Source organism: Saccharopolyspora sp. NPDC000359 (assembly GCF_040300525.1).
Taxonomy (GTDB): Bacteria; Actinomycetota; Actinomycetes; order Mycobacteriales; family Pseudonocardiaceae; genus Saccharopolyspora.
The window spans coordinates 103094-125796 of the sequence record NZ_JBEPDU010000016.1 but is presented as its reverse complement, the minus strand read 5'-3'; the positions used below and the strand labels follow the sequence as shown (position 1 = coordinate 125796).

Genomic DNA, 22703 nt, shown 5'->3' with positions numbered 1-22703 from the left:
GGGCTGCCCGGGGTGCCGGTCCACCCGGACCCGCCTCCGGCGCGGCCGCCGCCTCCGGCGGTCGGGGTGCTGCCGCCGCCTGCTGGTCCTCCGGCGGCTCCGCCGCCGACCGGTCCCGCACCTGCGCCGCTGCTCGACTGGTCGGAGCGGCCGGGCGGGGGTCCGGTGACGGGCGCCGCGGGCCCCATCTCGGGTGCTCGGGCTGGCGCGTCGACGTTTGCGGAGGAGGTGCCAGCCGGCGTGTTCGGCGTGTTCGAGCCGTGCCCGGCTGGGCCGCCGGGCGTGCCGGATCCCGCGACGGGCCCCATGCCCGAGCCCCCACCAGGGGTCGGGCCGCCGCCGAAGGTCGCACCGCCCGGGTTGGAGCCGCTGGAGCCCATCCCACCTGGGTTGGGGCCAGCGAAGTTCGGCCTAGCGGTGTCCGTCCCGCCCGGGGGCGGACCGCCTGGGTTCGGCGCACCGCCCGGATGCGTTCCACCGGGATTGCCGCCGCCCGCGTTCCCGCCGCCGGAGCTCAGGCTCTCCGAGTGCGAACCGGCGGGACCAGGGCCTCCGGTCTGCGGTCCGCCGGACCCACCTGGGCTGCCGGAAGGCGTACCGCCGGACACCGGTCCGCCGCTGTGCGAACCGCCGGGGTTCGGACCGCCCGGAGCCGTGCCGCCGCTGTGCGAATTCCCCGGGTTCGGCCCGTCCGGCGCCGGACCGCCCGAGGACGTGCCACCGGGGCTCGACCGGTCCGAGAGCGGACCGTCGGAACTCGGCCGGTCTGAGAAGGGACCACCGGAGTTCGGTTGGTCCGGAGGAGTGGAGCCAGGGTTCGGGCCGCCGGCGCGCTCCCCGAAACCGTCCGACAGCGCGGAACGCGGGGAATCCGCTGACCCGTCACCGCCTCCACCAGCATCCACTGAGGACGATGAGCCAGGCCGTTCCCCCGGCCCAGGAGTGTCCGGACCGCCGCCGGGCGCGCCGGTACCGCGGTCGCCGCCGCGCAACGAGTCCGAGCCTCCGCCCGGCTCCGGGCCGCCACCTGCAGCTGGCCCGTCGCCCGCGAGGGAATCCGGACCACCACCCGAATCCGGGCCGCCGCCGGGAGTTCCGGCGTCCGTCGAGCCGGAGCCCGTTCCGCCGTCCGGGCGGGTGCTCGGGCTGTCGCCGGAGTCGTCGGAGTCGCTGCCCGGCAGGTCCGGGCCGCCGAACTTGGCGTTGTGCTTGCCCACGACGTCGGTGCCGAAGACGTCGTCGAACTTCTTCCAAGCGCTCTCGGCGAACTTGTCCGCCATCTTGCCGGACAGCTTGCCCATGATGTCGAGGTTGTCGGCGATCTTGGTGATGCCCTGCGCGCCCTTACCCACCAGCTTGCCGAGGACCTTCATCACCTCGGCGAAGACCTCGACCATCCTGGCCAGCTTCGGGGCCACGTTGCTGATCGTCTTGATCAGCTTCGAGATGATCTCGGCGATCCGGCTGACCGTCTTGGAGATGAACCGGATCGCCTTCGGGATCGCCTTCACCGCCCCGGCCAGCGGCGGCGTCAAGGCGTCGACCAGGTAGCTGATCAGCTGGGAGATGCAGTCGGTGACCAGCTGCTGGACGAAGTCGCGGACGAACGAGACGACCTCGCCCATGGTCGTCACGACGGAGCTGATGGTGCCGGAGAGCTTGGCCGCCCCGGCGATGGCCTCGCCCTTCTCCGCGGCCAGCTGGCGGTAGGCGTCCCCGGCCTGCCCCGTCCACGACGCGGTGTCCGCCACCACCGCCTCCTGGTAGGCGGTGGCCGCCGCGGTCACCGCCTGCGACACGTTCAACCAGGTCTGCCCGTAGGCAGCGACCCCGGCCGGGTCACCGGCCAGCCAGTCCAGCGCGTCCTGCAGCGGCTGGACGTGCTCGATCAGCCACCCCACCCCGTACGACGCGAGGGTGCCGACGGGGTCGGTCATGATGCCGACCATCTCCATGGCCATGCCGCCGTAGGCCAGGCCGGACTCGACCCAGTTGGCGCCGTCGTCGAGCTCGGAGACGCCCTGGACCGCATCGATGATGCCGATGCCGCTGGTCCACCCGTCGCCCTCGGTGAAGAAGCCGTCCCCACCCGACTTCTCGGGCTGCGCGATCAGCGGATTGCTCATGCTGTTCCGCCTCCGGTACCGCCTCCGGTACCGCCTCTCCGCGATTCACCGTGGTGGTGGCGGGGAAGGTGAGGTTGCGTTTCGAGGTTGCCGCGGCTGGGTTGCGTCACGGTCCCCTGAGGTGCGGTTGGGGAGGGGGTGACACGCCGGGGGTCCAGCAACTGGGTGTGGTTCGGGCGGGGGCTCATACTTCGATGCCCCCGATGAGGTCGCGGTTGTCGTCGTCGACGGACTGGTAGTCCTCGGCCGCTCCGCGGACCTCCTCGGCCACCTGCTCCATGGCCTCGACCGCCTTGGTGAGCGCGTCGACGCCCTTCTGCTCCACCATGTCGATCAGCGCCGCGAACGGCTGGCACAGCACCCCGTACGCGCCGTTGTCCAGCTTCACCTGCTGGGACGCGTCGACCGCGACGTTCAGCTGGTCGACCACGGTATCCACTTTGGACGCGTGCGTGCGCAGGTTCTCGATGACGACGTTCATCTCGTCGGGCATCGCCAGATCTCCCCCAGGTCAGTGATGTCCTCAGCGCAGGAACGAATCGTTGCCGAAGTCGTCGTCGTCGAAGTCCTCGACCGGGCGCCGCCGCGGCGGCTGGGGCGGCTGCTGAGGTGGCGGCGGAGGCGGCTCGTAGTCGTCCTCCAGCTGCACGTCCATCTCCTGCAGACCGGCGGTGCGCTCCGGCTCGTCCTCGTCCTCCGGCGGCTCCGGGAAGAACCTGCGGGACTCGCTCACCATGTGCGCCGCGGCCGGGTCCTCCTCGCCGACCGTGCCGCTGACCGCCTGCTGCACGAGGTCGGGGACCTTCGACTGCGCCAGCTGCACCGTGCGCATGATCTCGGCGCCGAGCTTGGCCATCGGACGGCTCCCCGCGCTCTCCGACAGCTCCAGCGCCTGCAGCATCCCGTTCGAGTCCACCGTCACCTGGATCGCGCCGTCGCGCGACGTCTGGGTGACCACGATCTGCTCGATCTCATGCTGCAGCTGGCCGAACTTCTCGGCCTTCTCCGCAGCCCGCTCCCGCCAGTCGCGGACCATCCGCTCGGTGTCGGCGATGCTCCGCTCGATGCCCTCGGTCACCTGTCCCCTGCCACGATTCCACTTGCGCTGCGGCGAGAAACAGTACCAACGGCGGGCGGGGCGCAGGGACGGATCCGATGACCGGGTGTGTAGCGATGATCACCCCACGGCGCCGATCGGACATGTCGGCCTGCAGGGTGGCGCCCGGGCTGGCGCCGATCCTCTAGGGTCGGGAGGCGTGACGGTTGGATGGGCCCCTGCTGACCTGGGCTTGGCCCCAGGACGCCCGGACAGCCGCGGGTTGGCCGAGGCGCTGCGCACCGCGATCCGCGAGGGACGCCTGCCCGCCGGTTCCCGGGTGCCGTCGACCCGCGCCCTCGCGCAGGAGCTCGGCGTCGCGCGCGGCACTGTCACCCGCGCCTACGACCAGCTGATCACCGAAGGCTTCCTGCTGTCCCGGCAGGGCGCCCCGACCACGGTGGCCGCGCGGCTCGCCGAGCCGGACCCGGTCGACGCCCCGCCGTCCCCGGCACCGTCCGCCGCGCGCTGGGACTTCCGACCGGGGCGGCCGGACCTGAGCGCGTTCCCGCGTCGGGACTGGCTGGCCGCGAGCCGCCGAGCGCTGCGGAACATCCCGGCCGACGACCTCGACTACGGCGATCCGCAGGGGCACCCGCTGCTGCGCGAGGCCCTCGCCGACTACCTCGGGCGCGTCCGGGCGGTGGCCGCCGCGCCGGAGCGGATCATCGTCTGCAACGGCTACACGCAGGCGTTGTCGCTGCTCAGCAAGGCCCTTCACGACCAGGGCGTGAACTCGATCGACTTCGAGGACCCGTCCGCGCCGCAGCTGCGGACCATCCCGGCCAGCCTCGGCACGGCGGTGCGCGGCGTGCCCGTGGACGACGACGGCATCGACGTCGAGCAGGTGCGCAGCGGGGCGGTGGTGGTGACCCCGGCGCACCAGTTCCCGCTCGGCGTCGCGCTGAGCTCCGCCCGGCGGATGGCGCTGGTGCAGCGAGCCAAGGCCGAGGACCTGCTGGTCGTCGAGGACGACTACGACGGTGAGTTCCGCTTCGACCGCCAGCCCGTCGGCTCGCTCCAGGGCATGGCGCCGCACCACGTCGCGTACGCGGGGACGGCCAGCAAGACGCTCGCCCCGGCGCTGCGCCTGGCGTGGTTGGTGCTGCCCCCGCAGCTGGTCGAGCCGGTCCGCGCGCTCAAGATCAACAGCGGGCTGCACGCGCCGCTGTTCGAACAGCTGGCCATGGCGGAGCTGATCCGGTCGGGCGCATACGATCAGCACGTCCGCCGATCGCGCGCGGCGTACCGGAAGCGGCTGGAGCTGCTCGTCGCCGCGCTGGACGACCTGCGCGCGAACCACCGGCCCCACCCGGCCGGGATCTCGGCCGGACTGCACATCACCTTGCAGCTCGACCCGGAGGGACCGACGGAGCGAGAAGTCCTGACCCGGGCGCGGGAGCACTCGGTGGAACTTGAGGTACTCGGGCCGCACTGGGTGCGCGCGGAGGCCCGACCGCCCGGCGTGGTGGTCGGTTACGCCGCCCCGGCGGAGCACGCCTTCCGCCCCGCGCTGCAAGCACTGGTCGCCGTCCTGCAGCGGTGACCCGATCGGGCACCTGCCCGGCATGTCCACAGCACAGCAGGGGAACACCTGTTCTATTCTGGTTCTTCCCCGCCGCGAGACACAGGAGACAGAGTTGACCGAGGAACAGTCGAGCACCGAGAACGCCGCGACCCAGCCCGAGTCGGCGCCGTCCCCGGTCGAGCCGACCGCGGACGCCCCGGCCGCGGACACCCAGGCTCAGGCCGCTCCCACGCCGCAGCCGGAGGCAGCACCGGCCGAGGCGGCCCCCAAGAAGCCCCGCGCCCGCAAGCAGAGCAACGCGAAGAAGACCCGCACGGTCGAGCTCACGCTGACGGTCACCGGCACCGCCGACGGCGAGTGGCAGGCGGACCTGCTGCACGCGGGCAAGCGGGTCGTGCAGGGCCTGCCGGTCGCCGCCGCCGCGGTGTCCAAGGCCGCCGCCGAGCTGCACCAGGACATCTCGGAGACCATCGAGGACGTGATCAACCAGGCCCGCCAGCAGCACGAGGCCAAGCTCGCCGAGCTGGAGGCCGAGGTCGAGCGGGTCCGCAAGGCCCTCGCCGAGCTGGAGGGCTGAGCCCCCGCTCCGGCACGGGCTGAGACCGCTGGCCGGGCATGCCGCGTCGGCCCCTCGACGACACGGCATGCCCGCGCCACAGCCCGATCGGCCGGAACCGACCGCCGCCACGGTAACCCGCGGCACCGCGCCACCCCACCCCTCGGCTGCGCTGGCCTGACGCGCCTGTTGCCGCCGCCCAGCGCCAACGCCCCGATACCCGTTCGCCGGGCGCGTTCGCGGGATTTGTCACGTCGATCGTGAAACTTTTGCAGTAACGGCGAACTCTTCACCCCAACAGCCGCTTTGTCGGTTTGAACACGATCACCGGCCGCCAGCCGTTCTAAGCTTCCGCGCGGCCCTCGGCGCCGCCGAGGCACAACTGGAGCGGAAGGATGGCGCGATGCCTACGAGGTTGCGCAGCCTGGTCACCGCCAGCGCGGTCGCACTCGGCCTGCTGGTCACCGCAGCTCCCGCGCACGCGGTCGCGGACCCCACCCTGAACCTGGAGAACTTCGACCTGCGCCCGAACAGCCTGGGCACCGAGCTCAAGGACCGGGTGGCCAAGCTCGACACCGAGCTGACCAAGGCGGGGGTCGGCAAGATCATGGCCGACGCCAACCGCAAGGGCACCATCGGCAAGCCCTACACCCCGTGCAACTCCGCGGCGTCCCAACCCCAGCTGAGCACCGTGGACAGGAGCATCTGCTTCACCTCGGGGGACAACTCGACCGGCCTGTGGACGCCGCAGGGCGTGACCACCGTCGCCGACGCGCAGGACGACCAGCACTGGGGCGAGAAGAACCAGCCCGTCCTGATCTCCTGGTACGACAGCAGCGCGAAGGACGGGGTCGACGACGAGGAGGACGAGTACGAGAAGGGCGTCCGCGTCACGTTCCTGGACCCCGCCACCGGCGTCTACCGGCACGTCCTGCTCGTCTACCCGACCATCAACTCCTACGGCAACCCGAGCTACATGAGCCTCCGGTACAAGCAGACCGGTGACGGCAAGTCGCTGCACGCGGGCGGGATGGTCTGGTACGGCAACTTCCTGTACGTCGCGGACACCGACCGCGGCTTCCGGGTCTTCGACATGCGCCACATCTACGACCTCGGCGCCGCGGAGAACGGGACCACCGAGGACCCGAGCGAGATCGGCCGCCGATCCGGCACCTACTACGGGCACGGCTACCGCTACGTCATGCCGCAGGTGGCGTCCTGGACCGTCACCAGCGCGAAGGGCGATGAGTGCACCCCGCAGGACGTGGCGCCGAGCTTCTCGTACGCGAGCCTCGACCGCAGCGGCACCGACCACATCATCGCCGGGGAGTACTGCGACGGCACGGACGAGGCGGTGACCAGCAACGGGCGGGTCGCGGCCTGGGCGATCGCCGACTCCCTCGACGGCGACAAGGAGCAGATCACCGACCCCGACTACCGCTGGCAGGCCGACGCCGCACACAAGCTCCCGATCACCAACGTCCAAGGGGCCACCCGGTTCAACGACCGCTGGTACCTCAGCCAGAGCCTGGGCGGGAGCACGAACGGCGCACTGGTGCAGACCACGAAGACCGACTTCTCCGACGAGGAACTGACCGCGGAGACCCGCCAGCCCGCCGCCATCGGCCCGGAGGACCTCTCCCACTGGCAGACCGGCCAGGGCGGCACCACCCTCGGCGCGATGTGGACCGTCGCCGAACACCCGAACAAGCGCATGGTCTACTCAACGGTCCCCGAGGCCGTCGCAGACTGACCCCCGCCCGGCCGTCCGGCGTCACCGGGTGCGATGTCACTGGAGACCAGACGTCTGATCTCCAGTGACATCGCGTCGGAGGACGTGCCGCAGCGGGTACCGGGCACCGAGGACGGCTGATTCCCGGCCACACCGGCAGGCGGGTGATCAACTCGCAGTTTCAATTGAAACTGTGGAGTAACCCCTGGCTCGACGGGACCCCTGCACCCCCCACGGCAACTTCCATCGAGGTGATCTCACCGGCCCTCTCGGGCGGGTCGCCGGATGATTCGCAGTTTCAATTGAAACTGCGACCACCGGTGTGTCGGGCACCCGACACGCCGGTGATGCGTCGGGGCGCCTTCACTGAGATCACCTCATTTGAGATCAGACCCCGATTTCCATCGAAGTCGCCCCAGACCCCCACCCGAACCGGCGCGTCGGACACCGACGATCCGCAACCTCCATCGGAATCAGATGTCCGAGTTCCATTGAAACCGCGAGGTCATGGCCCCTCCACCGGACTCTGCGCCTCCTGCACCGGGTTGTGGCACCACAGCAGCTGAGCGCCGACGTCCTGGGCCCGTCGACACCGGCTACCCTCCATCGAGACCGCCACAGGCCGCTGACGCGGCCCGGAGATGGTGTCGACCTGTCGGCTGGTCTGGATCAGTTCGCGGGAATTGCGGCGGGTCCTCGGGGAGTTCGCGAGCGTGGGCGGGCCGTCGTTCGGCGCCACGGTCCTCGGCCCTCTCCGCTTCGATGTCAGCTATGAGGTGCCAGACGGTGTACTCACCATCACCTGCCCCCGCATGCTGCCCCGCAGCGAATCTCAACCCCCCGAACGGGACCTGCGTCGCGATCAGGGCAAGGATGAGGACGTTGAACAGCACGAACGTGCTCAGCTGAATCCAGAACATGAGTTCCATGGCCTTTCTCTGGCGTGCTGCGGCCGGTCAGGACTGGTCAAGACTCGTGAGCGGCGATGGTGGCTCCAACAACCATCACCACTCACGAGGGCGTTTTGGCTGGTCAAGACTCGTGAGCGACGATGGTGGCTATAACGACCTTTGCCACTCACGAGGGTTTTTTGGCGAGGATGCGCCAGCACTCCTTGCACGAGGGTTCGCGGATCCAGTCCACTTCGGACCTGTTGTGCAGCTGGCTCGCTTCGGTCTGGGCTCCGCAGTAGGCGTCTACCGTGGACTCCGGTGGGGACTTCGTTGCTGCGACGGGGAAGGCGTGGCGGCCTCCAGTGATCGGGCGCCAGACGTAGGTCAGGTAATCGGACATGGGCAACCTCCGCTGCTGGGATGTGTTGGGTCTGCTTTGACCGGTGACCGGGCGCGCGGGGAGGGGCGCTGGCGCCCGGTCACCGAGGTGGGCTGGTGCGGCGGAGGTCGGGGGCAAACACCGCACCAGCCCGGACAAAGGGCCCGCCCCGCCAATTGCTGTCCCTGCAAGACCGACGGGACGGGCTGCGCTGCCAGAATCGAAACTTCCCGGCTGCACACTGATCAAGCTATTCCATGTGTACACATGAGCTCAATTACCTGATCAGGCGACTTCAATGTGAAAACTTATCCGGCAAGATTCAGCACGACGACGGAACTGCGCCACAAGGAGATTCCCGATGGCCGACTTGACTGATGACTTGCCGGACGACGAGGGCCCGGGGCCGAACCTGCGCCGCAGGGAACTCGGCCGCGAACTGCGCGCCCTGCGGGAGCAGGTCGGGAAGAAGGTCGCCGACGCCGCCAAGTACGCAGGACTGACCGTGACCACGATCAACCGCATCGAGGGCGGCAAGCAGGTCATCCTGCCGCGCAACGTCCGCCTGCTCTGCCAGTTCTACGGAGTCGAGGCCCCGCTCTCGGACACGCTCGTCCGCCAGGCCGAGGAGTCGAACGAACGCGGCTGGTGGGCCATGTACTCCGACAACATGCCGGACTGGTTCGAGAAGTACGTCGGCCTGGAATCCGACGCTGCGGAACTGTGGAACTACTCGACCACAGTCGTCGACGGCCTGCTCCAAATCCCCGAGTACGCCGAGACATACGCCGCGGTCCGGCCCGACGCTGAAGAACGCAGCATTCAACGTGCCGTTGAGCTGCGGCAGGCACGCCAGGACCGGATCAACCGCACGCACCACCCGACGCACTTGCACGTCATCCACGACGAAGCGGCGATGCGCCGCATGGTGGGCGGCCCCGAGGTGATGCGCGAACAGCTTCGCTACCTCATCAAGGCCGCCGATCGACCCAACATCACCATCCAGGTCGTGCCGTTCAGCATCGGTGCGTACCCGAGCGGCAACAGCTCCTTCTCGATGATCCGGTTCCCAGAGGGCTACGACGACATGGACGCGGTCTACCTCGAGAACCAACGCGGAGCGGTGTGGCTGGAGCGGCCAGCCGACATCAGCCACTACTCCGAGGTGTTCGCGCGGCTCAAGAACGTGGCCCTCACACCGGAAGAATCCGTGGAGTTCGTGGATAGCCTTGCGATGTCCCTGTGAGACACCTGCAAGGAGAACCTCGAAATGCCCGAACTCAACGGCGCCCGGTGGCGCAAGTCGAGCCACAGCCACGAGCAGGGCCAGTGCGTCGAGTTGGCGCTGAACCTGCCCGACGTCTCCGCCGTTCGTGATTCGAAGGCCCCCGGACTGGGCGCCCTGGTCTTCACCAAGGCCCAGCTCCAGGCCTTCCTCGACAACGTCAAGGCGGGCCACCTCGACCGCTGACACCGTGCGAGCAGCGCCCCATCCCGAATCGCTCGGGATGGGGCGCTGTCATCCGGGAAGCAAGTCGTGCAGCAGTCCGGCTACTTCGGCATCCGAGGCGCGATCGCCTCAGCGATCTTCACAGCCTCAGCGCACTCGTCCAACCCCTGGTCACGGAACTCGGAGACATCAATGATGATCACGCCGTCACCAGCGTCGAAGAAAGCCGAGCAGAGCCGAGCCTGTGTAGCGCTCTTGTCGACCGCACTCGCCGCCGGACGACCATCGATCTCCAGCGAGTCGAACTTCGCCCAGTTGTCCTGCTTCCCGAGTGCCTCGACCGTCTTCTCCTGATTCTTGGAGAACGTCGCTCTGAATGGCCGCCCGTTGAACCGACAGCCAGGCTCGGAGGAGATGCCTGTGTCGGGTTCACCAGGGCTCTCAAAGCCGAACTCCGCTAGCTCTTCTGGAGTCAGCAACGTACACGGATCAACCGCAGTCAGGCCCTGCGGCTGTGTGTCAGGAGCGGGTTCCTTCTCCGCGGAAGGAGCACTGCAACCTGCAACAGCCAACAAAGCCGCGCTGGCCCACGCGGCGACCATCGCTCGGGACAACCTCTTCACGCCTGACTACCCCTCTGCAAGTCCTCACCGATCTGCTCGTCGGTAGCAACGTAGTCCTTCGCCGCCTGCCGGAACAGATCCGCCTTCCGAAGCAACTCGTCTCGTAGCTGACCCAATAGGTCCGCTGCACCGTTCGAACCGTTCGTGGCCTTCTGCGCGAACTTCGCAGCCAGCTCTTGAGCTGAGGAATAGTCTCCCAAGCCCTCAACGCGCGCCAACTTAAGCGCCTTCTGGGCAAGGTCGTCGATGTCTTCGGCCGTGCGTTCATACGCAGCTGCGGCCTTGTTCGCGGCTTCTGGGTTCATTCTCAGCCGCCCAGCGGAGATCCCCTGGGAGAGCTGGTCGTTCTCCTGCCTGATCGCACCCAGCGCCGCTCCGGCGCCCGCGAAGCCTGCCGCTTCGCCCAGGCTCCCCGCCATGTACGCATCCGCCACTTCGAAGCCCTCCCCCACAGGTCAAACCCGAAAGAGACTTTACGAAACGGCGGCTCTGCTCGCGGGAGAACCCGAAGAGCAAACATGCAACTGTCAGCACGATCACTCGTTCAGCCGAGCCCACCCCGGCACGAGGAAGGGCCCCTGTCCGGAGGAGTCGGACAGGGGCCCTTCGGGTCAGCTCCGGGTCAGCGGTAGTCGCGCCCGAAGTCGTAGTCGTCCAGCGGGACGGCCGCACCGGTGCCGGCGCCGAAGACATCCGGGGTGTAGTAGCTGTCGTCGTAGGACGGGATCGCGTACGCCGCGGCCCGCGCCTCCTCCGTCGGCTGCACCTGGATGTTGCGGTACCGGTTGATGCCCGTACCAGCCGGGATCAACTTACCGATGATCACGTTCTCCTTCAGGCCGACCAGCTTGTCACTCGCGCCCTCGATCGCGGCGTTGGTGAGGATGCGGGTCGTCTCCTGGAAGGAGGCCGCCGACAGCCACGACTCGGTGGCCAGCGACGCCTTGGTGATGCCCATCAGCACCGGACGGCCGGACGCCGGGTCGCCGCCCTCGGCCACGACGCGGCGGTTCTCCGCCTCGAACTGCGAGCGCTCCACCGGCGAACCGGGCAGGAACTCGGTGGCACCCGAGTCGATGATGATGACCCGGCGCAGCATCTGGCGGACGATGACCTCGACGTGCTTGTCGTGGATGCCCACACCCTGCGACCGGTACACCTCCTGCACCTCGCGCACCAGGTGCAGCTGGGCCTCGCGCGGGCCCATCACGCGCAGCACCTCGTGCGGGTCGACGGCGCCTTCGAGCAGCTGCTGACCGACCTCGACGTGGTCGCCGTCGGAGATCTGCCGCTCGCTGCCGTCCACCGAGATCGCCGCGAGCCGCTGCCGCTTGGACAGCTTGTCGTAGACGATCTCCTCACCGCCGTCGTCCGGGATGATGGTGATCTTCCAGTAGCGGTCGTTGTCCTCCAGCCGGATGCGGCCCGAGGTGTCGGCGATCGGCGCCTTGCCCTTCGGGACGCGGGCCTCGAACAGCTCCTGGACACGCGGCAGACCGGTGGTGATGTCGTCACCGGCGACACCGCCCTGGTGGAAGGTGCGCATGGTCAGCTGCGTACCCGGCTCACCGATCGACTGGGCGGCGACGATGCCGACCGCCTCGCCGACGTCCACCAGCTTGCCGGTGGCCATCGAGCGGCCGTAGCAGACCGCGCAGACGCCGACGCCGGACTCGCAGGTCAGGACGCTGCGGACCTTGACCTTGGTGACGTTGGCGGCGAGCAGCTTCTCGATCGCCGGGTCGCCCAGGTCCGAACCGCGGGCCAGCACGATGTTGCCGTCCGAGTCCGTGACGTCCTCGGCCGTGGTGCGGGCGTAGACGCTGGTCTCGACGTGCGCGTCGCGCAGCAGCTTGCCGTCCGGCAGCAGCTCCGCGACCGGCATCTTGATGCCGCGCTCGGTGCCGCAGTCGGTCTCGCGGACGATGACGTCCTGCGAGACGTCCACCAGACGACGGGTCAGGTAACCCGAGTCGGCGGTCCGCAGCGCGGTGTCGGCGAGACCCTTGCGGGCACCGTGGTTGGAGATGAAGTACTCCAGCACGGACAGGCCCTCGCGGAAGTTCGCCTTGATCGGGCGCGGGATGTACTCACCCTTCGGGTTCGACACCAGACCACGCATACCGGCCAGCTGGACGACCTGGGTCATGTTACCGGCGGCCCCGGACTTCACGATCGTGCTGATCGAGTTGTCCTCCGGGAAGTTGGTCTCCATGGCCTCGGCGACCTCGTCCTTGGCGGCCGTCCAGACCTTGACCAGTTCGGCGTTGCGCTCCTGGTAGGACAGCGCACCGCGGCGGTACCGCTTCTCGACCTGGTCGGCCTTGGCCTCGTAGGAGTCCAGGATCTCGGTCTTGTTCGGCGGCACGACCACGTCGGAGATCGACACGGTCACGCCCGAGCGGGTCGCCCAGTGAAAACCGGCGTCCTTCAGCTTGTCCAGCGTCTGGGCCACGGTGACCATCGGGTACCGCTCGGCGAGGTCGTTGACGATCGCGGCCTGCTTCTTCTTCGGCAGCAAATCGTCGACGAACGGGTAGTCCTCGGGCAGCAGCTCGTTGAACCACACCCGGCCCAGGGTGGTCTCGGCCAGCCACGGCTGACCGGGCTCCCAGCCCTCCGGGATGTTCGCGCGCGGCGGCACCACGTCGCGGAGCCGGATCTTGACCTTGGCCTGCAGGTCCAGCGCACCGCGGTCGAAGGCCATGATCGCCTCGCCGACCGAGGAGAACGCCAGGCCCTCGCCCTTGGCCCCGTCCACCTGCTTGGTCAGGTGGTACAGGCCGGTCACCATGTCCAGGCGGGGCATCGCCAGCGGGCGGCCGGACGCCGGGGACAGGATGTTGTTGCTGGACAGCATCAGGATCCGGGCCTCGGCCTGGGCCTCGGCCGACAGCGGCAGGTGCACCGCCATCTGGTCACCGTCGAAGTCCGCGTTGAACGCCTCGCAGACCAGCGGGTGCAGCTGGATGGCCTTGCCCTCGACCAGCTGCGGCTCGAAGGCCTGGATGCCGAGGCGGTGCAGCGTGGGAGCACGGTTGAGCAGCACCGGGTGCTCGGCGATGACCTCTTCCAGCACGTCCCACACCTGCGGGCGCTGGCGCTCCACCATCCGCTTGGCGGACTTGATGTTCTGCGCGTGGTTGAGGTCGACCAGCCGCTTCATGACGAACGGCTTGAACAGCTCGACCGCCATCTCCTTCGGCAGACCGCACTGGTGCAGCTTCAGCTGCGGGCCGACCACGATGACCGAACGGCCCGAGTAGTCGACGCGCTTGCCCAGCAGGTTCTGGCGGAAGCGGCCCTGCTTGCCCTTGAGCAGGTCGGACAGCGACTTCAGCGGCCGGTTGCCCGGGCCGGTGACCGGACGCCCGCGACGGCCGTTGTCGAACAGCGCGTCCACGGACTCCTGGAGCATCCGCTTCTCGTTGTTGACGATGATCTCGGGCGCGCCGAGGTCGATCAGCCGCTTGAGGCGGTTGTTCCGGTTGATCACCCGGCGGTACAGGTCGTTGAGGTCGGAGGTCGCGAAGCGGCCACCGTCCAGCTGCACCATCGGACGCAGGTCCGGCGGGATGACCGGCACGCAGTTGAGCACCATGCCGCTCGGGTCGTTGCCGGTGGCCTGGAAGGCCGCCACGACCTTGAGCCGCTTGAGGGCGCGCAGCTTCTTCTGGCCCTTGCCGCTGCGGATGGTCTCGCGCAGCAGCTCGGCTTCGGCGTTGATGTCGAAGTTGGCCAGCAGCGACTGGATGGCCTCGGCGCCCATGCCGCCGGTGAAGTACTCGCCGTACCGGTCGTAGAGCTCGCGGTACAGGACCTCGTCGGCGATGAGCTGGCGGGGCTCCAGCTTGGTGAAGGTCTCCCAGATCTCGTCGAGCTTGTCGAGCTCGCGCTGCGCGCGGTCGCGCAGCTGCTTCATCTCGCGCTCGGCGCCTTCCTTGACCTTGCGGCGCTGGTCGCTCTTGGCGCCCTCGGCCTCGAGCGCGGCCAGGTCGGCCTCGAGCTTCTGGGCCCGCGCCTCGAGGTCGGCGTCGCGCTGGTCGGCCAGCCGCTTGCGCTCGACGCTGATCTCGCTCTCGAGCGTGGACAGGTCGTTGTGCCGCAGCTCGGTGTTCACCCCGGTGATCACGTACGCCGCGAAGTAGATGATCTTCTCGAGGTCCTTGGGGGCCAGGTCGAGCAGGTAGCCCAACCGGGACGGGACGCCCTTGAAGTACCAGATGTGGGTCACGGCGGCGGCCAGCTCGATGTGGCCCATCCGCTCGCGGCGCACCTTGGCGCGGGTGACCTCAACACCGCAGCGCTCGCAGATGATGCCCTTGAAGCGGACCCGCTTGTACTTGCCGCAGTAGCACTCCCAGTCCCGGGTCGGACCGAAGATCTTCTCGCAGAAGAGCCCGTCCTTCTCCGGCTTCAGGGTGCGGTAGTTGATGGTCTCGGGCTTCTTGACCTCGCCGTACGACCACTGGCGGATGTCGTCGGCCGTGGCCAGGCCGATGCGGAGTTCATCGAAGAAGTTGACGTCAAGCACGTCGGGTCTTCTCCCTTGGTCGAAAGGTGCTGCCGCACTGCGGCAGAGGTGCCAGGTTGGGTCGGTCGCCGGTCCGCGGGGTCAGCCCCGCGGACCGGCGGCGAGGATCAGTGCGCGATGTCGTCGACCGACGGCGACTCGTTGCGGGACAGGTTGATGCCGAGGTTGGCCGCAGCGCGCTCCAGGTCCTCGTCCTCGCTGTCGCGCATCTCGATCGCCGCACCGTCGCTGGAGAGCACCTCGACGTTCAGGCAGAGCGACTGGAGCTCCTTCAGCAACACCTTGAAGGACTCCGGGATGCCCGGCTCGGGGATGTTCTCGCCCTTGACGATCGCTTCGTAGACCTTGACGCGGCCCACCACGTCGTCGGACTTGATGGTGAGCAGTTCCTGCAGCGTGTAGGCGGCGCCGTAGGCCTGCATGGCCCAGCACTCCATCTCACCGAAGCGCTGGCCACCGAACTGGGCCTTACCGCCCAGCGGCTGCTGGGTGATCATCGAGTACGGACCGGTCGACCGGGCGTGGATCTTGTCGTCCACCAGGTGCGACAGCTTCAGGATGTACATGTAGCCGACCGCGGTCGGGTACGGGTACGGCTCGCCGCTGCGCCCGTCGAACAGCTGGGCCTTGCCGTCGCCGCCGACCATGCGCTCACCGTCGCGGTTCGGCTTCGTGGAGGCCAGCAGACCGGTGATCTCCTCCTCCCGCGCACCGTCGAAGACGGGGCTGGCGGTGTTGGTGCCGGGCTCGACGTCGTAGAGCTCCTCCGGCAGGCGCTTGGCCCACTCGGCGTCGCCGTCGATGGACCAGCCCTGGGAGGCGATCCAGCCGAGGTGCGTCTCCAGCACCTGGCCGATGTTCATCCGTCGCGGCACACCGTGGGTGTTCAGGATGATGTCGACCGGAGTGCCGTCGGAGAGGAACGGCATGTCCTCGGCGGGCAGGATCTTGCCGATGACGCCCTTGTTGCCGTGGCGGCCGGCGAGCTTGTCGCCGTCCTGGATCTTGCGCTTCTGCGCGACGTAGACCCGCACCAGCTGGTTGACGCCCGGGGGCAGCTCGTCGTCGTCCTCGCGGTTGAACACGCGGACGCCGATGACCTTGCCGGTCTCGCCGTGCGGCACCTTCAGCGAGGTGTCGCGGACCTCGCGGGCCTTCTCGCCGAAGATGGCGCGCAGCAGCCGCTCCTCCGGGGTCAGCTCGGTCTCGCCCTTCGGGGTGACCTTGCCGACCAGGATGTCGCCGCCCTGGACCTCGGCGCCGATGCGGATGATGCCGCGCTCGTCGAGGTCGGCCAGCACGTCGTCGGAGACGTTCGGGATGTCCCGGGTGATCTCCTCGGCGCCCAGCTTGGTGTCGCGGGCGTCGACCTCGTGCTCCTCGATGTGGATCGAGGTGAGCACGTCGTCCTGCACCAGGCGCTGGGACAGGATGATCGCGTCCTCGTAGTTGTGCCCCTCCCACGGCATGATCGCGACGAGCAGGTTCTTGCCCAGCGCCATCTCGCCGTTCTGGGTGCACGGGCCGTCCGCGATGACCTGGCCGGCCTCGATGCGGTCGCCCTCGTTCACGATCGGCTTCTGGTTGATGCAGGTGCCGTGGTTGGACCGCGAGAACTTCTGCATCTTGTACGAGCGGCGGGTGCCGTCGTCGGCCATGATCGTGACGTAGTCGGCGCACAGCTCCTCGACCACACCGGCCTTCTCGGCGGTGATCACGTCACCGGCGTCGACCGCGGCGCGCAGCTCCATGCCGGTGCCGACCAGCGGGGACTCGCTGCGCAGCAGCGGCACCGCCTGGCGCTGCATGTTCGCACCCATCAGGGCGCGGTTGGCGTCGTCGTGCTCGAGGAACGGGATCATCGCGGTCGCGGCGGAGACCATCTGCCGCGGCGAGACGTCCATGTAGTCGATCTCGGTGGGGGCGAGCAGCTCGACCTCGCCGCCCTTCCGGCGACCCAGCACGCGGTCGTCGAGGAAGTGGCCGTCGTCGTCGATCGGCGCGTTGGCCTGCGCCTTGACGTAGCGGTCCTCCTCGTCGGCGGTCAGGTAGTCGATCTGGTCGGTGACCCGGCCGTCGACGACCTTGCGGTACGGCGTCTCGATGAAGCCGAACGGGTTGACGCGGGCGAAGGTCGCCAGCGAGCCGATCAGACCGATGTTCGGGCCTTCCGGCGTCTCGATCGGGCACATCCGGCCGTAGTGCGAGGGGTGCACGTCGCGGACTTCCATGCCCGCGCGCTCACGGGACAGACCGCCCGGGCCGAGCGCGGACAGGCGGCGCTTGTGCGTCAGGCCCGCGATCGGGTTGGTCTGGTCCATGAACTGGGACAGCTGCGAGGTGCCGAAGAACTCCCGGATCGCCGCCGTGATCGGGCGGATGTTGATCAGGGTCTGCGGGGTGATCGCCTCGACGTCCTGGGTGGTCATCCGCTCGCGGACGACGCGCTCCATGCGGGACAGGCCGACCCGGACCTGGTTCTGGATCAGCTCGCCCACGGTGCGCAGGCGCCGGTTGCCGAAGTGGTCGATGTCGTCGACCTCGACCGGCACGGTGGCGCCCTCGCCCTCACCGCGAGCGGGCATGTCGGTCTCGCCGGCGTGCAGGCGGACCAGGTACTCGATCGTGGTGACGATGTCTTCCTCGGTCAGCACGCCGGTCTCGTACGGCATGCCCAGGCCGAGCTTCTTGTTGACCTTGTAGCGGCCGACGCGGGCCAGGTCGTAGCGCTTCTCCTTGAAGAACAGGTTCTCCAGGAGGGTCTGCGCGCTCTCCTTGGTCGGCGGTTCGCCCGGGCGCAGCTTGCGGTAGATGTCGAGCAGCGCCTCGTCGGTGCCGGCGGTGTGGTCCTTCTCCAGGGTGGCCATCAGGGTCTCGGAGAAGCCGAACCGCTCGCGGATCGCCTCGGCCGACCAGCCCAGCGCCTTCAGCAGCACGGTGACCGGCTGGCGGCGCTTGCGGTCGATGCGGACGCCGACGGTGTCGCGCTTGTCGACGTCGAACTCCAGCCACGCACCGCGGCTGGGGATGATCTTGACGCTGAAGACGTCCTTGTCGGTGGTCTTGTCGACCGACTGGTCGAAGTACACACCGGGGGACCGGACGAGCTGGGAGACGACGACGCGCTCGGTGCCGTTGATGATGAAGGTGCCCTTGTCCGTCATCATCGGGAAGTCACCCATGAACACCGTCTGGCTCTTGATCTCGCCAGTGGTGTGGTTGGTGAACTCCGCGGTGACGAACAGCGGCGCGGCGTAGGTCATGTCCTTGTCCTTGCACTCCTCGACGGAGGCCTTGACCTCGTCGAAGCGTGGGTCGGAGAAGGACAGCGACATCGATCCGGAGAAGTCTTCGATCGGGGAGATCTCGCCGAGGACCTCCTCGAGACCACCAACCGGAACTTCCTCGCCGGCGTCAACCCGGCGCTGGAACCAGGCTTCGTTACCGACAAGCCATTCGAAGGACTGGATCTGCAGGTCTAGCAGGTTCGGCACGTTCAACGGTTCGCGGATGTTCGCGAACGAGACCCGCTTGGGTGCCCCAGGGATCCCCGACGTGTAGTTGGAAGCTGCAGAGACCTTGGTCGCGCGGGAGACTGCCAAGATGCGTCCTTCCGGGACTCTGAACTGGCTACAGCCGCGTCATCAAAGCGCGCGTTACGCGAACGCACAGTCCGCTAACACAGCTGTCAAGGGTGCAAGTGGCGCCCGCAATCCTACGACCCGGTGCACGAGTAGGCGGAAAGAGGGCAGCGCAAAGTAGCAGTCTAGCCGGAACCTCGCCAGCTGTCGAGGGGGCCCACCGATGGCGGCCCAGCCCCGCGTTGAGCACCAGAGTGAACCCCAGCGCGCCGCCAGTCAAGAGATCACGTCCCGATCACCCTCGTGGCGCAAAACACGATCACCGGACGTGACCACCAGGAGCGTGCTTTTAGCAGGTCAGAGCACCCTTGCGCAACCCCTCGGGACACCTCCGCGCAGCACTCCGGCACCCCTCCGAACGGCCCTTGACACTCCCCCGCCGGATCGGCCAGCGCGCCCGCCGGGGTGACGAGCGACTCAACGCCCGGCACCCCCGATCGCATTCCCGGGACGACTGGGCCGAACGGAGTCAATTCGGTGAAGCCGCTCTCACCCCCTCACCCCTTGTGCTCACATCGGCACCAGCGGTCAGCGCCAACCGCAGAATTCGATCTTCGAATTCGCGATCCAGAACGGGGAGGCAGATTTGCGCCCGAGCACCCAGCGCCGCGCCCCCGACACCCACCGTGCTCGGCGCCAGAACTCGCGCGCCGCTCCCGCTCCCGCAGCCCCACCCGGGCACTCCAGCCGGTTCGCCGCACAACGGCCACCCCGGCCCCATCAAGCGCAGTCGGAACTCCAGCACTGCGCATTAGCCGTCAGTATTAATGATCTCAACCAGAACCCCCCGCCGCGCGGGCCGAGTAGGTTCGGAGATCAGCGGACCGCTCCGGAGGGCGCAACTGCCCACCGGAGCGATCTCAGGTGATGCACATGGGCTATTCGGCGACCCCGCGCGCCGGTAGCGTGTTACGCCACCGAACTTCCCGAGCGGTGGCCCTGGTGAGCAAGCCACAGGAGAAATACCGATGACAGACGATGCAAGCCGCGCGAGCGAGCGGTTCGGCGGGCTGCAGCGTTGGACCGGAGGTCAAGGAGGTCGCGCCGGGACCCGCTCCAGCTGGTTCACCGATGAGCAGGAAGCCACCTCCGAGCCAGCGGCCCCGGAACCCGCGGCTCCGGCAGCGGACCCCCGGCGCAGCGCCGAGCAGCGCTACGCCGACGCGATCGCGGTGATGAACCAGATCGTCACCACCCTCGACTTCGAACCACTCCCCTGGGTCACCGAGGTGTTCCGCGCGACCGCGGGCGTGCTACGCGACAGCGACCCGGCGCGCGCGGGCGTGCTCAACAACCTGGGCAGCGCGGCGCAGCTGACCCACCTGCGCACCGGCGACCTGGCCGACCTCGAGGACGCCATCGGCTACTACCGGTCGGCCACCACCGCCGCGCACGACACCGACCGCGACCGCGTCCTCTACCAGTGCAACCTCGCGTTGGCGCTGGCCGACCTCGCGGCCAAGACGGAGCGCGCGGCGACCGCGGCGGAGAGCGCGCAGGTCGCCCGGGAGGCCGTCGAGCAGGCGCCGCGCCGCGACCAGCGGCGCGCGATGGCGCTGATCAGACTGGCCAACGCCCTCAAGCTGCACGCCCAGCTGGCCGACTCGGCCGCCTCCGACGAGGAGTCGATCGAGGTGTTCCGGGAGGCCGCGCGGATCTCCCCGGCCAACGACGCCGCCACCTCCGAGCTGCTGGTCAACCTGGGCGCGGCGCTGCTGCGCCGGTACGAGCGCGGCGGCTCCGCCGACGACCTGGACGAGGCCATCAAGCACCTCGGCTCCGGCGCCGGGGCGCTGGCCGACGGCGACCCGCGGCGCAGCGCGCTGTGCCAGCTGGCGCGGGCGCTGCGGCTGCGGTTCCGGGAGCACGGCGACCTGACCGACCTCAACTCGGCGATCAGCGAGGTGGTCGGGGTCCTCGGGGTGCTCGACACCGGCCACCCGCTGCTCGGCACCGCGATCTGGAACCTGGCGGCCACCACCGTCGAGCACGTCGACGCCACCGGCGAGGCCAGCCAGCTGCGCCGGGTGCTGCGCCCGATCGCCCCGGCGGTGCGCGCGATGTCCGCCGACGACCCCAACCGGGCCATCGCCCTCAGCGGTTACGCGACCCTGCTGCGCAGGCACTTCCTGCACGGTGCCGAGGCCAAGGTGCTCGACACCGCGGTCACCGCGGGCGAGGCGGCGACCGAGGCGGCCGCACCCGAGCAGCGCGGTGCGGCGCTCAACTCGCTGATCGCGACGCTCATCGAGCGCTTCGAGCACAACGGGGACAGCGTCGACCTGGACCGGGCGGCGGAGCTGGCGCGGGAGGCCGCCAAGAGCGGTCCGGCCGCGCAGCAGACCGCGTGGACTCAGCTGGGCGTCATCTCGGCGCACCGGTACCGGCTGTCCACCAAGACCCGTGACATCGAGACGGCGATCGAGCTGTTCGAGCAGGCCCTCAACGCCATGCCACTGGACGCGCCCGAGCGCGCGAACGCGGCGATCCACCAGGGCCGCGCGCTGCAGTCGCTCTACCAGCGCAGCGGGCGCCGCCGCTACTACCGGTGGGCGCGCAAGGTGCTCATGGAGGCGGCGGAGCAGAACAGCGCCCCCGCCGACCAGCGGTTGCGGGCAGCAGCGCTGGCCGGGCGAATCTGCGCGCAGGCCAGCCGCTGGTCCGAGGCGCTGGAGTCGTTCAGCTACGCCGTGGACCTGCTGCCGCTGGTCACCCGGGGCAAGCGCGTCGTGGCGCCGCCAGCCGCGCAGCAGCGGTGGGCGCTGATCGCCGCGGACGCGGCGGCGTGCGCGGTGGAGAGCGGCGAGCCGGAGCTGGCGGTGGAGCTGCTGGAGCACGGGCGGGCGGCGATCCTGGCCGACTTCCTGCCCACCGGCGGCGAGCTCGGCGAGCTGCACCGCACCCACCCGGACCTGGCCGACGAGGTGGTCCGGCTGCGGCGGCTGCTGGACCGCCCGGTGGCCGAGCCGGGGCTGACCGAGTCCGACGACCGGGCGCGGCTGGCCCGCGCCTGGGACGACCTGCTGGTCGAGGCCCGCGCGGTGCAGCCCGACCACCTGCGGCGCACCCCGATCGCGAAGCTGGCCGAGGCCGCGCCGGAGGGCTCGGCGGTGCTGATCAACCTCAGCCGCTACCGCAGCGACGCGCTGGTGCTCATCGCGGGCCGGGTGCTGACCGTGCCGCTGCCCGAGATCTCCCCGGAGGAGGCGGCCGAGCGCGCCGCCGAGATGCTGGCGGCCGCGCACCAGGACCAGCACGAGGTGCTGGTCGACGGCCTGGACTGGACGTGGCGCCGCCTCGCCCGGCCGGTGCTGGACCGGATGGGCTACCTGAGCACCCCGGAGCCCGGCGCGCGGTGGCCGCGGATCTGGTGGAGCGCCTTCGGCGCCCCGGCGTTCCTGCCGGTGCACGCGGCGACCGCCCGCACCGGTGAGTCCACCCTGGACAGGGTCGTCTCCTCCTACACGCCGACGCTGGGCTGCCTGCTGCGGGCGAGCCAGCGGCCGGTCCCGGAGTCGGGGACCCCGCTGGTGGCGGCCGGGTCGGCGGAGCTGGTGGCGCGCGAGCTGCCGCGGCAGAACCAGGTCTTGGCGCAGCGCTGGCCGTCTGCGGAGATCGCGGCGGTGGAGACGGCCAACGCGGCGGAGATGCTGCGGATGATCCCGAACCACCCGTGGCTGCACGTGTGCGAGCCGAGCTCGCAGTTCCCGACCCAACCGGCGGCGGGCATGCTGCTGGACCGCGAATCCCCGCAGCGCCCGCTGGGCCTGGTCGAGCTGGGCCAGGTGTCGCTGGACGAAGCGGAGTTCTGCTACCTCGGCCAGTGCGCGACGGCGGCCGACGAGCCGTGCGCGGCGGCGGTGTCGCTGCCGGGCGCGCTGGGCTTCGCGGGCTACACCCACACCATCGGCACCCTGTGGGAGGTCGACGAGGACAGCGCGGTGGCGGTCCACGCGGACGTCTACGCCGACCTGTTCACCGACGTCTTCGACACCGACCGCGCGGCCTACGCGCTACACAACGCGGTCCGCCAGCTCCGGGCCCACTACCCGGACGAGCCTTCGCGCTGGTCCGCTCACGTCCACATCGGCCCGTGAGCGGTTCGGGGCGCTGTGGCACCCCGAACCGCTCACGGGTCTGACCTG

Annotated in this window: 14 protein-coding genes; 6 read left to right on the top strand and 8 right to left on the bottom strand. The window is 69.4% G+C overall.

The features are described from left to right. The 3 genes from ABT324_RS13340 to ABT324_RS13330 all read right to left on the bottom strand — a co-directional run. Positions 1-2126: WXG100 family type VII secretion target (locus ABT324_RS13340; protein ID WP_502949734.1), on the bottom strand; the 2126-nt coding region annotated here is incomplete at its 3' end. A gap of 184 nt (positions 2127-2310) precedes the next feature. Next, complete coding sequence (locus ABT324_RS13335; RefSeq protein WP_351175828.1) at positions 2311-2619, bottom strand: ESX-1 secretion-associated protein; 309 nt, start codon at positions 2617-2619, stop codon at positions 2311-2313. 30 nt (positions 2620-2649) lie between these two features. After that, entirely contained in the window at positions 2650-3204 is a 555-nt protein-coding gene (locus tag ABT324_RS13330; RefSeq protein WP_351175826.1) for a YbaB/EbfC family nucleoid-associated protein, read from the bottom strand. Positions 3205-3382: 178 nt separating this feature from the next. Here ABT324_RS13330 and pdxR point away from each other — a divergent pair, with 178 nt between their 5' ends. The 3 genes from pdxR to ABT324_RS13315 all read left to right on the top strand — a co-directional run bounded on the left by pdxR (position 3383) and on the right by ABT324_RS13315 (position 7059). Then, the gene (gene pdxR / locus ABT324_RS13325) at positions 3383-4768 is read left to right on the top strand and encodes a MocR-like pyridoxine biosynthesis transcription factor PdxR (RefSeq protein WP_351175824.1); all 1386 of its coding nucleotides are present in this window, start codon (positions 3383-3385) and stop codon (positions 4766-4768) included. 94 nt (positions 4769-4862) lie between these two features. Next, positions 4863-5327 (top strand): DUF6319 family protein, encoded by a 465-nt coding sequence (locus tag ABT324_RS13320; protein ID WP_351175822.1) that lies wholly within the window; start codon positions 4863-4865, stop codon positions 5325-5327. A 382-nt stretch (positions 5328-5709) separates the two neighbouring features. Then, entirely contained in the window at positions 5710-7059 is a 1350-nt protein-coding gene (locus ABT324_RS13315) for a hypothetical protein (RefSeq protein ID WP_351175820.1), read from the top strand. A gap of 1056 nt (positions 7060-8115) precedes the next feature. Here the strand turns inward: ABT324_RS13315 and ABT324_RS13310 are convergent. Continuing rightward, the gene (locus ABT324_RS13310) at positions 8116-8331 is read right to left on the bottom strand and encodes an HC3 family zinc finger protein (RefSeq protein WP_351175818.1); all 216 of its coding nucleotides are present in this window, start codon (positions 8329-8331) and stop codon (positions 8116-8118) included. A 340-nt stretch (positions 8332-8671) separates the two neighbouring features. Here ABT324_RS13310 and ABT324_RS13305 point away from each other — a divergent pair, with 340 nt between their 5' ends. Together ABT324_RS13305 and ABT324_RS13300 are read left to right on the top strand one after the other, a co-directional pair. Then, entirely contained in the window at positions 8672-9556 is an 885-nt protein-coding gene (locus ABT324_RS13305) for a Scr1 family TA system antitoxin-like transcriptional regulator (RefSeq protein ID WP_351175816.1), read from the top strand. A 24-nt stretch (positions 9557-9580) separates the two neighbouring features. Continuing rightward, complete coding sequence (locus ABT324_RS13300; RefSeq protein ID WP_351175814.1) at positions 9581-9781, top strand: DUF397 domain-containing protein; 201 nt, start codon at positions 9581-9583, stop codon at positions 9779-9781. An 80-nt stretch (positions 9782-9861) separates the two neighbouring features. Here the strand turns inward: ABT324_RS13300 and ABT324_RS13295 are convergent, their stop codons facing one another. The 4 genes from ABT324_RS13295 to rpoB form a co-directional block, all read right to left on the bottom strand. Then, complete coding sequence (locus ABT324_RS13295; RefSeq protein ID WP_351175812.1) at positions 9862-10383, bottom strand: DUF3558 domain-containing protein; 522 nt, start codon at positions 10381-10383, stop codon at positions 9862-9864. Beyond that, positions 10380-10817 (bottom strand): hypothetical protein, encoded by a 438-nt coding sequence (locus ABT324_RS13290; protein ID WP_351175810.1) that lies wholly within the window; start codon positions 10815-10817, stop codon positions 10380-10382. The genes ABT324_RS13295 and ABT324_RS13290 overlap by 4 nt, the downstream gene beginning before the upstream one ends. A gap of 188 nt (positions 10818-11005) precedes the next feature. Further along, positions 11006-14917, bottom strand: a complete 3912-nt coding sequence (locus ABT324_RS13285; RefSeq protein ID WP_351175808.1) for a DNA-directed RNA polymerase subunit beta' — start codon at positions 14915-14917, stop codon at positions 11006-11008. Between the two features lie 107 nt (positions 14918-15024). Then, positions 15025-18519, bottom strand: coding sequence for a DNA-directed RNA polymerase subunit beta (gene rpoB / locus ABT324_RS13280; protein WP_351175806.1), 3495 nt, complete (start codon positions 18517-18519; stop codon positions 15025-15027). 1007 nt (positions 18520-19526) lie between these two features. Between rpoB and ABT324_RS13275 the strand changes: the two genes are divergently transcribed. Continuing rightward, positions 19527-22655 carry a CHAT domain-containing protein gene (locus tag ABT324_RS13275; RefSeq protein WP_351175804.1) on the top strand — a complete coding sequence of 1043 codons (3129 nt, stop codon included), beginning with the start codon at positions 19527-19529 and terminating at the stop codon, positions 22653-22655. Positions 22656-22703: the final 48 nt, after the last annotated feature.

Excerpts from the sequence above, each read along its gene's own strand:
- ABT324_RS13300 (WP_351175814.1), top strand. The coding sequence starts at position 9,581 with ATGCCCGAACTCAACGGCGCCCGGTGGCGCAAGTCGAGCCACAGCCAC.
- ABT324_RS13305 (WP_351175816.1), top strand. The coding sequence starts at position 8,672 with ATGGCCGACTTGACTGATGACTTGCCGGACGACGAGGGCCCGGGGCCG.
- ABT324_RS13315 (WP_351175820.1), top strand. The coding sequence starts at position 5,710 with ATGCCTACGAGGTTGCGCAGCCTGGTCACCGCCAGCGCGGTCGCACTC.
- ABT324_RS13275 (WP_351175804.1), top strand. The coding sequence starts at position 19,527 with ATGACAGACGATGCAAGCCGCGCGAGCGAGCGGTTCGGCGGGCTGCAG.
- ABT324_RS13335 (WP_351175828.1), bottom strand. The coding sequence starts at position 2,619 with ATGCCCGACGAGATGAACGTCGTCATCGAGAACCTGCGCACGCACGCG.
- ABT324_RS13310 (WP_351175818.1), bottom strand. The coding sequence starts at position 8,331 with ATGTCCGATTACCTGACCTACGTCTGGCGCCCGATCACTGGAGGCCGC.